At 54.4% G+C, this 12,537-nt stretch carries 13 protein-coding genes; 5 read left to right on the top strand and 8 right to left on the bottom strand.

What is annotated here, in order from left to right:
• Positions 1 to 53: 53 nt before the first annotated feature.
• The 3 genes from VH413_04645 to VH413_04635 form a co-directional block, all read right to left on the bottom strand.
• Positions 54 to 998: a thiamine pyrophosphate-dependent enzyme gene (locus VH413_04645; GenBank protein ID HEX3797969.1), complete on the bottom strand. Its 945-nt coding sequence runs from the start codon at positions 996 to 998 to the stop codon at positions 54 to 56.
• Positions 999 to 1,025: 27 nt separating this feature from the next.
• On the bottom strand, positions 1,026 to 2,849 hold the full coding sequence (locus VH413_04640; protein ID HEX3797968.1) for a 2-oxoacid:acceptor oxidoreductase subunit alpha: 1,824 nt from the start codon (positions 2,847 to 2,849) through the stop codon (positions 1,026 to 1,028).
• A 256-nt stretch (positions 2,850 to 3,105) separates the two neighbouring features.
• The gene (locus VH413_04635; protein ID HEX3797967.1) at positions 3,106 to 3,876 is read right to left on the bottom strand and encodes an HAD family hydrolase; all 771 of its coding nucleotides are present in this window, start codon (positions 3,874 to 3,876) and stop codon (positions 3,106 to 3,108) included.
• Between the two features lie 93 nt (positions 3,877 to 3,969).
• On the opposite strand from VH413_04635, the gene VH413_04630 reads away from it, so the two are divergent.
• Positions 3,970 to 4,416: a hypothetical protein gene (locus VH413_04630; protein HEX3797966.1), complete on the top strand. Its 447-nt coding sequence runs from the start codon at positions 3,970 to 3,972 to the stop codon at positions 4,414 to 4,416.
• A gap of 39 nt (positions 4,417 to 4,455) precedes the next feature.
• Complete coding sequence (locus VH413_04625; GenBank protein HEX3797965.1) at positions 4,456 to 4,734, top strand: hypothetical protein; 279 nt, start codon at positions 4,456 to 4,458, stop codon at positions 4,732 to 4,734.
• Positions 4,735 to 5,132: 398 nt separating this feature from the next.
• Here the strand turns inward: VH413_04625 and VH413_04620 are convergent, their stop codons facing one another.
• Positions 5,133 to 5,612 carry a hypothetical protein gene (locus tag VH413_04620; protein HEX3797964.1) on the bottom strand — a complete coding sequence of 160 codons (480 nt, stop codon included), beginning with the start codon at positions 5,610 to 5,612 and terminating at the stop codon, positions 5,133 to 5,135.
• Positions 5,613 to 5,760: 148 nt separating this feature from the next.
• Between VH413_04620 and VH413_04615 the strand changes: the two genes are divergently transcribed.
• Positions 5,761 to 6,552 (top strand): prepilin-type N-terminal cleavage/methylation domain-containing protein, encoded by a 792-nt coding sequence (locus VH413_04615; protein HEX3797963.1) that lies wholly within the window; start codon positions 5,761 to 5,763, stop codon positions 6,550 to 6,552.
• Positions 6,553 to 6,848: 296 nt separating this feature from the next.
• On the opposite strand, the gene VH413_04610 is transcribed toward VH413_04615, so the two are convergent.
• The 4 genes from VH413_04610 to VH413_04595 all read right to left on the bottom strand — a co-directional run bounded on the left by VH413_04610 (position 6,849) and on the right by VH413_04595 (position 10,078).
• On the bottom strand, positions 6,849 to 7,490 hold the full coding sequence (locus tag VH413_04610) for a histidine phosphatase family protein (GenBank protein HEX3797962.1): 642 nt from the start codon (positions 7,488 to 7,490) through the stop codon (positions 6,849 to 6,851).
• Between the two features lie 76 nt (positions 7,491 to 7,566).
• Entirely contained in the window at positions 7,567 to 8,130 is a 564-nt protein-coding gene (lepB, locus tag VH413_04605) for a signal peptidase I (GenBank protein ID HEX3797961.1), read from the bottom strand.
• Positions 8,131 to 8,288: 158 nt separating this feature from the next.
• A complete protein-coding gene (locus tag VH413_04600) occupies positions 8,289 to 9,467 on the bottom strand; it encodes a radical SAM protein (protein HEX3797960.1) in 1,179 nt (392 codons plus the stop codon).
• 353 nt (positions 9,468 to 9,820) lie between these two features.
• A complete protein-coding gene (locus VH413_04595; GenBank protein HEX3797959.1) occupies positions 9,821 to 10,078 on the bottom strand; it encodes a hypothetical protein in 258 nt (85 codons plus the stop codon).
• A 79-nt stretch (positions 10,079 to 10,157) separates the two neighbouring features.
• Between VH413_04595 and VH413_04590 the strand changes: the two genes are divergently transcribed.
• Both VH413_04590 and VH413_04585 read left to right on the top strand, forming a co-directional pair.
• A complete protein-coding gene (locus VH413_04590) occupies positions 10,158 to 11,651 on the top strand; it encodes a choice-of-anchor tandem repeat GloVer-containing protein (protein ID HEX3797958.1) in 1,494 nt (497 codons plus the stop codon).
• A 189-nt stretch (positions 11,652 to 11,840) separates the two neighbouring features.
• A complete protein-coding gene (locus VH413_04585; protein HEX3797957.1) occupies positions 11,841 to 12,533 on the top strand; it encodes a DUF1801 domain-containing protein in 693 nt (230 codons plus the stop codon).
• The last annotated feature ends 4 nt before the right edge of the window (positions 12,534 to 12,537 follow it).

The raw sequence follows: 12,537 nt of genomic DNA, 5'->3' as shown, positions 1-12,537 counted from the left end.
ACGAGTTCACAGTTTCCTGTGAACTCGTTCGCGTGATCGTTTTGCGATTAAAATTATTTCAGGCGGTCGAAGTTCTTCTGGAGAATTTGCCAGTCTTTCAGGCTCGCGGTTTTTTCGCGGGCGGCGGCAATGATTTTTTGTTCGTTCGCATTTTTGGTCGCTCGATTGGACTTGTAGAAGATGCCGAAGCTTCCAGGAAAAGCTTCGCCGGCCAGTTTATAGGCGGCGGCTTCGTCGGTGACGTCGTGGGTGGCAGGGACGGTATTGAACACGCCGCCTTTGCGCGGGTTGGAGGCATCGAACGCGCCTTCGTAGAACTCCACGCACTCACTCAAGCATTCGATAAAGCTGAAACCGTCGTGGTCCATTGCGGCTTCCATCATTTGCAAAACGTGGTTCGGATTGGTGTGCGTCGTGCGAGCGACGAAGGTCGCGCCAGCGGCGATCGCTTGTTTCATCGGATTGATCGGCTGGTCGAGTGCGCCGCCGACGTCAGTCTTACTTTTGAAACCGATGGGCGAAGTGGGCGAGGTCTGCTTTTTGGTCAGGCCGTAAACCCAGTTGTCCATGACGCAGTAGGTCATCTTGATATTTTTGCGGGCGGTGTGGTTGAAATGATTGCCGCCGATGGAGAAGGCATCGCCATCGCCGCCGAACACGAACACATGCAGGTCGGGCCGGCTGAGTGAAATGCCGCTGGCGAAGGGCAGTGCGCGGCCGTGAATGAAATGCACGCCGTGGGCCTGAACGAAATACGGGAAGCGGCTCGAACAACCGATGCCCGCGACGGTGGTGATCTTTTCATGGATCATCTTACGCTTTTCGATCAGCTTGAAATAGAGCGCGAGCACGGAGAAATCCCCGCAGCCCGGGCACCACGTCGGATGGTCGGCGGCGATTTCTTTTTTGGTCAGGCCTTTGCGTTCCTCGACGACGGGCGTGGAGACACTGGTGATGTTGCCCCCGCGAGCGGGGATATCGGTAAGGGATGAACTCATATATATAAAAAATGTGACTGGGTTAAATTATTGTTTGCGCATGCCTTCGGAAACGTGGCCGCGCGCTTTCTCGACGATCTCTTTGACTTTGAAGGTGAGGCCGTCGGTCTTGTTGATGCCGCGGATTTTCGGGTCGCCATAACGGGCGCGCAGGATGCCCGCCAACTGGCCGTAACCGTAGAGGCCTTCGTCATTCATTTCCACCACGAGCACGTGATTGAAACCGGCGAAAATATTTTCGAGACCGTTGGGGAGCGGATTTAAATGCTTCAAGTGAATCGAGGAAACGCTGTCGCCAGCGGCGCGGGCGCGATCCACGGCTTCCTTGACTGGACCTTCGGTCGAACCCCAACCGACGAGGAGCACATTGCCTTCGGACGGGCCGTAGATTTTTGGCACGGGCAACGAAGCGCCGAGGGCTTGCAATTTCTTGCGGCGTTTGGCGCTCATCTGCATGTGCAATTTCGGTGAACCGGTTGGGTGGCCGAGTTCGTCATGTTCAAGTCCAGTGGCGACTGGATATTTGCCGCTCAGGATGCGCGTGCCGGGAGCGACGTGATGGGTGATGCCATCCGGCGCGGACAAATCGTAAGGCTTGTGGTCCGGCACGGGGGTAAAATCAGGCGAAATGTCCTGGACAACTTTTTCGAGGTTCGGCTCAGTGAAAGCTTCGATGCGCGTGGCGATGGCTTGGTCGGTAAGCATGATGACCGGCACGCTATATTTGCGGGCGATATTCACGGCCTCGATGGCCATGTAAAAACAATCTTCGACGTTCGCCGGGGCAATGACGACGCGGGGGGAATCGCCGTGGCCGCCGTAACAGGCAATGTTCAAGTCGGACTGTTCAACATTCGTCGGCATGCCGGTCGAAGGTCCGCCGCGCTGGACATCCACGATGACCAGTGGGATTTCCGCCATGACCGCCCAGCCGAGGGCTTCGGTCTTGAGCGAGATGCCGGGGCCGCTGGAGCCGGTGACGGCGACGCGACCGGAGTAACTCGAACCAATCGCCATCGAGATCGCGGCGATTTCGTCTTCGGTTTGCACGAAGGTGCCGCCGTATTTGGGCAACTCGCGGCGGAGCAATTCCATGATGTCCGACCAGGGAGTGATCGGATAACCGGCGCCGAACCGCACGCCCGCGGCGAGCAAGCCGTAGCCGAGCGCTTCGTTGCCATTCATGACGACTTGCGTCCCGGCGCGTTTCTGGCTGTCAACAAACTTGAAAGTCTCGACCACGTTGCCGAGCGAATGACTGTAGCCGGCGTGGAACGCGGCGAGAGCGTTGTTCAAGATGCTCGGGTCTTTGCCGGTGAAGCGTTCGCCGATAAGTTTTTCGAGCTTGGGCACATTGAGGTCGAACATCTTTGCCACCAGGCCGAGCGTGTAAATATTTTTGCCCTTGTCCTTGGCCGTGCCGCCGATGGCTTCGACCGTCAGGCCGGAGATCGGCACGCCGATGTGATGATACGTCTTTTCCAATTCAGGATTCGGCACGACGTGGTCGGAATCGTAAAGCACGATGCCGTCCTTTTTGAGCGAGCTTATATGGCCCTCGTAGGAATGCTGGTAAAAGGCGATAAGCACATCCGCTTCGTCGCCGGAACTCAGCACTTCGCCGGAGCCGATGCGCACTTGGAAGATGGACGGCCCGCCAGAAATGGTCGCGGGAATCGTCATGAACGTCATGACTTCCTGTTCGCTGCGGCCGGCGAGACGCGCAAGAAATCCGCCGATCGCTTGAATACCGTCTTGCGAATTACCGGCGATGCGGATAACGGCTTCCGAAACTTTGGACACCTTGGGCGCGCCGCCCGACGGTTGGGCGGTCATTGTTGCTTCACTCATGAAAGTTTTTTTTAATTTTTACAGACTGTTAGGCAAAACCGCCGCGACGCTTTTTTATCGGCGACGCGGCATCATTGCACAATCAAGCTAACATCCCCCCCATTCGCGCGCAATCGGAATCTAGTATTGTATCATGCTTATTAATAACGATTTACAAAAACAACCCAATTCCGCGCACCAACAAATATTCGCTAAATTAGCCATTCTAATTTTCAAGCCACTGTCGAATTAGTTGCAAAATGCCAAAAAATCGCCACTAAAATTTCTCCGCGTAGAAGCGCAAACCCTCCGCGATGCCCCAGCCCTGCGGCAATTCACTCACAAAACCATTTTGTTTTCGCACCACAGTTTTGACTTCTTCCATCGCATTGGCCGGCGCGACCAAAAACTGCGCGAACTCCTGCAGCAACATCGGCAAGTCATTCAGATGATCCCCCGCCGCGAGCACTTCGCCCGCAGAAATGCCCAACCGCCGGCAAATCTCCGCCAGCGCCGTGCCTTTATTATATGCGGCGTGGCAGAACCGCGCATACACATCGTTGCGCACCACTTTCAAGTTCGGCACTTCGAGGCAATAATCCTCCATATATTGATGGATCGCGTCGGCATCGGCGTTATTCCCCGCGAGCAGGCAAAATGGCGAATACGCGTCCTCATAAACCGTCGCGTTGAAACGCGAATTCACCCAGCTCACCAGCCGCGGCAAATCGGCGCGCACCTGGACAAAAAGTTTTTCGTGATCCCGCTGGCAGGCATCGTTCCAATCGTGCCAGCCAACATATTGCGATTCCTGATGACCGTGGATCTCGCGCTCGACCAGCACCAGATAATCCGGCCTCACGGAAACGCGCGAGCGCCCCAGCGCATCCCAAAGGCCCGGCATATCGCGCCCCGTATTGATCACCCACTTCACCCCGCGCGCCTGCAAGTCGCCGATGAGTTGTTGCAATTCAAGCGGGATGGGCGGATTCGCGAACTCGGCGAACAGCGTGCCGTCGAAGTCAGTCGAAATTAATTTAATGGGCATGGATTTGCGCGCCCTCCCGGCGAAACGGTTACGCTGCAACAGGAGTTGCGGGCACTACTTTCGTGGGATACCATGACTTGTCAAAAGCTTTTTATGTCCACCCTTCAGGACCAATACGACGACGCGATGTATGATTTCAGCACGGCCGATTACGATTCGGCCATCGTGAAATTGCGCGCCATCCTGGCGGAAGACTCCCACTATTTCGACGCTCAGCTTTCGCTCGGCATGGCCTATTATCGCAAAGGCGATTATGCGACCGCGATTGCCGAAGGCCACAAAGCCGAGGCGCTCAAGCCCAAGGAACAACTCGTCCACACCAACCTTTCGCTGTTTTACATGAAAAGCGGCGATAAAAAAACCGCCGAACACCACGGCTTGCAGGCGCGCATCGCGTCATGGAAAGAAAACATGACCGCGCCCGGCGGTGCCCCCGTGGAAAATGACGAACTGGCGATGGCCAAACCGAAATTGGAAAACGTGAAGGTCGAACAAAAGTTTCCCGAAATGCCCTGGAAGAAAAAGCCCGGAGCCTCCTGATCGTTTTTCCGAAGTCCAAATATTTTCTACGAACCATTTATGAAATCCGCTTACGAACTCGCGATGGACCGGTTGAACAAAAACTCGCCCACCGTCAAATTGACCGATCAACAGAAAAAAGACCTTGCCGAAATAGATTCAAAATACGCCGCCAAGATCGCCGAGCGCGAACTCTTCGTAAAAGAGCAAATGCAAAAAGCCGCCGAAAAAGGCGACGTCGAAACCATGTCGCAGTTGGAAAAACAACTCCTCAGCGACCGCAAGACCTTGACCGCCGAAAAAGAAGAAAAAAAAGAAAAACTCCGCGCCGGAAAATAACCAGCCCGCGCACCCACCTCTCGCGCGGCAGAAAATGTTCTCCGCGCCGCAATTCGTGATCGGGAAATTTTGTGACGAGATTCTTTCGTCCCTGTCGGGACTTGGTTTGAACGAGACGAAGACTCACCGCCAAAGTGGTGGACAAATTTCTGTCGTCCTTTCAGGACTGAGGCGGAGCGGCAACGCGGCCCTATCATTTTGGACGCGTTGGGTATGGGATGAGTCACCCCTCTGTCCGGGTCAGGGTTCGTGGTCGCAAGGCGATCCAAGGCGGTTTATTGAGATGGCTTCTATACAAAAGTTGCGCGCGGGGTGCGCAAGCTGCGCAACTTTTGCGCGGGAAAAATTTTCCTGATCTTCAAATAAACGTAACCAAACTGTGCTTTGGTTCGTCCAGATTATTGCGCGAGATGATTTGCCTCGGTGATGGTGAAGTCGTGCTCGCCCTTGATTGGCCCGGCTTCGACGAATAAGCGGTAGGGCACATTCGGTTGCAACGGATCAGGCGTGGCTCCCTTGACGGTGGGATGCATCCCGCGGATGCGCGTGCCATACGAAAAGGCCTGGACGGGAACGGAATTGGAATCGGAGACGATGTCCCAAATGGGGTGGGCATATTTGTTCGTCTCGAGTTCAGGGATGGGAATCACCTTGATACACGTGAGTTTATGCGCGTGTTCGAGCCGGAACATGACCAGATTCATGTCAGCATCGGCAGGGGCGTTTTGCGCGCGGCGGGTGAAGAAGGAGCCGCGCGGGCGAATTGTGTGAGAGATTTGAATAGTGGCGCGGCTGAATGAGTCTTTATACAGGTAAAAATAAAGGGCCACGACCGCCGCCAGGGCCACGGACAAGATAATGAAGTTTTTTTTGCTCATTCAAAGATGAATGACGCTGGGCGCGGCAAAATATTCGAGATGTTCATTTAATCGGTTGGGCACAGGGTTTGCTTAGTGCCCAGAGTAAGCTGAGTGGGCTGGTTATGCCTAGATAAAAGACAACGGAAAGACAACTGGACTAATTGTTATGACAAACACGACACGCATGCAAAATGGGGCGAAGGAAAATCACCGGGGTTTCACTTTAATCGAGTTACTCGTGGTGATCGCGATCATCGCGATCCTGGCGGGGCTGTTACTGCCGGCGCTGGCGCGCGCGAAAGAGATGGGCCGCCGCACCGCGTGTATCAATAATCTCCGGCAGCTTGGTCTTTCCGTGATGATGTACAGCGATGACAACGACGGATTTTTTCCGACGCGCGTGACGGCGGGCCGCTGGCCTTATTCGCTGCAGAACAGTTATCAAACGGTCCAGGTTCTGCGCTGCCCGACGGACGGTCCCGGCGTGCCGATGACGACCACCTCTGGTTACGACACCAATAAATATTCCGCGGATGCCGCGCCGCGCAGTTACATGATCAATGGGTGGAATGATTTCTTCCAGCAGTCGTTGACCGAATCCGACTTCACCACTTACATGAATGGCAACTCGCCGTTCGCGTTGAGATCCATCAGCATTCAGTATCCTTCGGAAACAATCGCTTTCGGCGAGAAGCGTTCGGACTCCTCCCAATATTACATGGACCTGTATGAGGGTTACGGAAACGATTTGACGGAACTGGAATTGGGCCGCCATTCGAGCAGCAACAATGGGTCGCAACACACGGGCATCGGCGCCTCGGGAATTTTGTCGGGCGGATCGAACCACGCGTTCGCCGATGGCAGCGCGCGCTACTTGAAATACGGCGCGAGCTTGAACCCGATCAATTTGTGGGGGGTGACGGATGCCGCGCGGACGAACGAGACGGTTTCATTTTAATCGCGGAAAAAGAATCGGCGGCGATTCTTATTTATAATTCAGAAAGTGACGGCGCTCGATCGAGCGCCGTTTTCTTTTTTAGTTTTGTGAATGAATCTGAAGTTTCGTTTTCACGTTCGCAAAAGATAAGTGGTCTCTCTCCCACATTGTTGCGGGGAGGGGGATGAATACTTTGAGGTTCGATCGTGCGGCAGCGGAGGCGGGGTATTGTTTTAGATACGGCTCGCGAGTACGCTCGGCCTCCCATTCAAGAATTCGGCGGTCATGGGCACCGCCGCTGCTGTGGAGAAATTTTTTCAGGTGCCGCGCGAGGAGCGAAGGCGGGCATCAAGATGGGCGCGATCGGCGAGGGTGTGGAGCAGCGGGCCTTCGTGGGTGAATTCAACCTGGCTCACCGAGCCGACCGGGCACGCGAGGCGATAGCGGAAGCGGCCCACGTCAATTCCCAGCAGGCTCGACAGGATGATGCGGATGGTGGCTTTGTGCGAGACGACGAGCACATTGCCGGTGGTGAATTTCTGCCGGATTTCCTCGACGACCTGGAGCGCGCGGCGGGCGATCACGACGGCTTGTTCGCCTTCGGTCGGGCCGTTCCACGCGGGATCGGCGGACCAGCGGATATAATCGTCATGAAATTCCTGGGTGACTTCAGGGATGGATTTGCCTTCCCATTTGCCGTAGCGAATTTCCATCAGGTCTTCGCGCAATTCCATCTGCGCGCCGATGGCATCGCAGAGCGGCTTGGCGGTGGCGATGGTGCGTTTCAAGGGGCTCGCATAAACGGCGGCCCAGGGAAGGCTTTGATAGGCTTTGCCGAAACATTCGGCCATCGCCTGGCCGTCGGCGGTGAGTTCGGGATTGAGGCCGGCGCCGCAGAAGGCGTTGTCGCGGCTGAAAGCAGTTTGACCGTGGCGGAGGAAATAGAGTTTGAGGCTCATGGATTCAGTGGGTTCGCACTCCGAGCGGGCAGGCAGGTTGGAGGTTGGGACGACAAAAACTTGTCATCCCCGGATTTTAATTTGTTTTGCTGATGACGCCAAGGATGAAATTTCGCGGGACGGCGCCGTAGATGCGGCTGTCGGCGCTGCGGTCGCGATTGTCACCCATCACGAAATAATCCGAGGGGCCAAGGCGGGTGGGCTTGACCAGGCGATTGCCGGAGGCCCAGGTCGAGAACGACGTGAGATAGGGTTCGGAAAATTTGATGTTGTTGATATAGACGCCGGTGTGGCGGATCTCGATGAGGTCGTTGGGCAAGCCGACGATGCGCTTGATGGAAAGCTGATGGTCTTCGGGATCGCGGATGACGACGATTTCGCCGCGGTGTGGCGCGCGCCAGTGGTAAGGCGCGCGATAGAGCATGTAGCGCTGGCCATCGAGGAGCGTGGGCCACATGCTGGCGCCTTTGATCTCGACGGCCATCATGACGAAGTGCGTGATGAACAAATAGGTGAGTATGGACCAGAGAAAAATGCAGACGATGATGAACGACTGGCGGTTCTCCTTCTCGGTGTGGATGAACTTAAACCGGCGGGACAGCGGCTCGGGCTCGGATGGCAATACGTCAAAGGTTTTCATCAGGTAACTCTTTCAAACTTCGTGATGTAAATACGTCGAACGCTCACAATCTCGCAAGGGCAAAGCAGATGAATGATTACGTACGTCGCATCCGTAATTATTCGGACTCAGAGGCGGCGCGGCGGCAAACTTTATCGCCATATTATTTCTATCATGGTTTAAACTTCGCCGATCCATTTGCGGTCGTCCCATACGGCTTTGATGGAGGTGAGGTTGCGGGAATCGAAAATATTTTTTGCGGCGGCGAGGACTTTGCCGCGCTTGAGGTTGTTGTAGGCGTCGCTCGCGCTGATGGCGATGAATTGCATGACACTGGGGTCGCGGTAGCAATCAATCATGCAGCGGGTACAGCCATCGCGGATGAGTTTGGATTGGTCGAATTCATAGATGTTGCACATGGGGGTTTCCCAGGCGTGGCAACGGTAGAGGTTCAAATTCCAATCGAGATAGAAATATTTGTGGCCGCCGAGGCAGCCGAATTTTTCGGGTTCTTTGCGCAGGTGGCGCTGCATTTCGGTCAGGGATTCCTGCGGGTTCACGACGGGGAAACCGCTGTTGGATTTCATCTGCTTGATTTTTTCAAAGACGGCGATGAGTTCGTCAGTCTTATAATTGACGAGGCTGGAATCGCTGAAGCTCAAGTAACTCGAAGCGAGCGAGGTGAGCGGGTAGCTGAAGGTGCAACTGGTGAAGCCGAGGGTTTTTAGAAAGCCGGGAAGTTTTTCGTAGTCGTCAATGAGCTTGCTGGCGGTGACGCTGGCAGTGGTCTGGATGCCGAGTTCTTTGAAGACTTCGTTGGCGTGTTTGATCTTGCGGCAGACGTCGGGCAGGCCGCGATTTTTTTCGTGCTTCGCCACGTCGTGCGAATCAATGGACATGATGACGCTGCTGAGGCCGTCGGAGGCGAGCGCGCGCATGTTTTGTTCGGTCCAGAGGGAGCCGTTGGTGCAGAGCATCGGGTGGATGCCGGACTCGGCGCAGTAGCGGACCATGGCGCGAAGATCCTTGTGCGCGAGGGGTTCCCCGCCGACGAAGAGGAGGTAACCGATGTGGTTGCGCACGGCGATGTCAATAACGTCGCGCGCTTCCTGGAGCGTGACGCTGCGGCGTTGCTTGGGGTCGAAGCGGTCCACGGCGAAGCCGCAGAAGTCGCACTTGGCGTTGCAGATGTTGGTGATGGCGAATTGGAGGTAGCCGGGGCCGCCGTGGTCGAGGACTTCGCCGATGAGTTTGAGGGTGCTTTTACGGGGTTTGACGACCGGTTTGGAAAAATCCGGCGCGGGCGCGGCGGCGGGTTGGTCCGCGCGACTGGCTGGCGGTATGGCGGCTGTGCTCATGCTGCGAAAACGTATGGTACTATGGGCTGAAAAGCGGTTGGTGGCAAGTGGTCGTTGATGGTGAGGACGGAGGCGAATTTTTAACCGCGGAGATACGGAGGCGCGGAGGAAAGATAAAATCTAGATGGAACACGAAATAAAACACGGATGTTTTGGGGAAATTTTCCTATTAAATTAGTGCCCAGCGGAAGCCAAAACTTTCCTCTTTTTAAACCGCCGCCGCTTAACCGAGGTCCCGATAGGGACGATAGAATTTCTACCTGGAGCCAAAACCGCCATACTAGCCGATTACTTCTCATTAACCCTCAACTTCAGTTGAGGGAAAAACACTCCGGCCCGCGCAAAAAACGGTTTCAACCGTTTCTAAGTTCCCCGGCTATAGCGTCCGGAGCTTCGGCATCCGCGCGATGTCCCAGGAACAATTCAGCCGCCTGTTGTCCCGCCATAAAATCACAGTCCGGCGCTATGCGGGCGATCATCCGTCCGTGATCGCGTATTCGGATCGTTTCACCACGCTCAACCTTCGCCAGAAATTCGGTGAAATGCTGCGCGACATTTGCGCCATTTGATTCGATCATGGCCTTACAATACAGGTTTTCGATGCCAAGCAAGACGCCTCTTAATTGAGATCAACTAAATATAAAGAACAAGCTTGTGCTAATAAACTTATTTTCATAATTTGTCGCCCGAATGATTTTTCTTAAAAGGATTATAAAAAACTGTCTAGTTCTACCTGCGCTGATAGCGGCTTCCAGCTTGGTCAATACTGGCTCCGTGTCGGCACAGACCTTTAAGCCTCTATATAACTTCGCAGCCTATGGAACTGCCACCGGAGGTTCACCGAGCGCAAACCTGACTTTATCGGGCCGTTCTCTATATGGGGCAATTACCTTGGGAGGCGGCGCCGCCGATTACGGCTTGATATACGGGTTCAATCTGGATAACTCAACTTTCACAAACATATATACTTTCACGTCACCCGTTTTGATCGACTCGAACACCCAATGGACTAACCGTGATGGCGCGGAACCCTATTCAAATCTAATCTTATCCGGGAACTCGTTATATGGCGTTACGGAAACGGCGGGCCCTTTGGATGCCGGCACCGTTTTTAAGGTCAACACCGATGGCACTGGCTTTGCCGACCTGAATAATTTTGTCAATTTTCCACCCAACCAACTATCCGACATTCTTTACAACTCCGCTTTAATTTTCACGAATAATACCTTGTTCGGAACCTCGGCGTTCGGCGGCGCTTCCGGCAACGGCACAATCTTCGCGGGCGGCACCGGTGGCACGGGCTTTACCAACTTGCACACCTTCACCGGTGGTTCGGACGGAGCCAATCCCATTGCCGGGTTGATTTCTGGCACTAACTTTTTTGGCGCGGCGTTGCTGGGCGGTTCGGGCAGCGGCACGATCTTCAGAATGGGCACGAACGGCCTGGGCTTTAAGGTGCTTCATTCTTTCACGGCAACTTCCCGCTCGTCGCCCGACAACAGCGACGGCGCAAGACCGCTTTCCCTGATATTATCGGGCAACACTCTATACGGGGCGGCAACCTTCGGCGGCCCTTCGGCCAATGGCACGATCTTCAAACTCAATACGGATGGGACGGGTTTTACGAACCTATATTATTTTTCAGCATCTTCGGGTAATAGCAGTTATAATGGCACTAATAGCGAAGGCGCCAACCCGGAACCTGGATTAGTTTTAGTGGGTAATACCCTCTACGGAACCGCCGGCACCGCTGGCTCTTTCGGCCACGGAACCATCTTCAGCCTGAACACGGACGGATCAGGGTTTACCGATTTATATACCTTTAGCGCGGGAGCATTTTCTTTTGGGAACCTTACCAACAGCGACGGTGCTTACCCGTTCACCGGCTTGATTTTATCAGGCAACACCTTGTATGGAACGACTACTTCCGGTGGCCTTCTCGGCACTGGCACGATCTTCAGCTTTTCTTTGCCATCGCCGCCGCCACTGACAATAAATCGTTCCGGAACCAATTTAGTTTTGACCTGGCCAACCAACGCTCCGGGATTGGTTTTGCAATCTACTACAAACCTTTTCTCAGCCGTTTGGAGCACCAATACTCCCGCGCCTACCATCGTCAACGGCCAGAACACTGTGACCAATCCAATCTCCAGCGGGCAGATGTTCTATCGGCTGGGCCTGTGAAGATTCAGGAATCAACGGTCAACCCGACGGCGTAGTTTTCCGTTAATTGATCGAATGGCAGTTCGCACCGGCGTGGCCTCAAGCTAAAACGAGCTAAGGCCCGTGATCGCACACCCGCGGCTTCCTCATCTCCGATTCACTTTTTTTACGATTCGTGATAATATGAGGAAAGCCAAACCTGTATGATGTATGAGCACAAGAAATAAAACCGTCCAGCCGACTTCCACTGCCAAAACCAATCCCAAGGTTGACGCGCATCTAAGCAAAGCCGAAAAGTGGCAGGAAGAATTCGCGAAATTGCGGGCCATTCTGCTCGACTCCCCCCTCACCGAAGATTTCAAGTGGGGTAAACCTTGTTACACCTTTCATGATAGCAACCTGGTTATCATGTATGGACTCAAAGAATCCTGCGCCCTTGGCTTCCTCAAAGGCGTACTGCTGAAAGACCCCAAACGCATCCTCCTCAAACCCGGCGAGAATTCACAGTCAGGCCGCTGGGTTAAATTCACCAGCGTCCAGCAAATCACCGAAATGGAACCGACGCTGAAAGCCTACATCCTTGAAGCCATCGAAGCCGAAAAAGCTGGCCTCAAAGTCGAATTCAAAGCGATTGCCAACCTCAAATTCCCCGAGGAACTTCAAAATAAATTAAAGAAAAACCCCGCCCTGAACACCGCCTTCAAGGCACTGACCCCCGGACGCCAGCGCGCCTACAACCTCTTTTTCTCCGCCCCCAAACAATCCGTGACGCGCGAGTCGCGCATCGAAAAATGCCTGCCCAAAATCCTCGCCGGAAAAGGCATGAACGATTGCGTCTGCGGCCTCTCCAAAAAACAACCATACTGCGACGGCTCCCACAAATCCCTTGAACCAAAAAAATAGGTAA

This window comes from Verrucomicrobiia bacterium (assembly GCA_036268055.1).
Classification (GTDB): domain Bacteria; phylum Verrucomicrobiota; class Verrucomicrobiia; order Limisphaerales; family Pedosphaeraceae; genus DATAUW01.
This window is presented reverse-complemented; position numbering and strand designations above follow the sequence as displayed.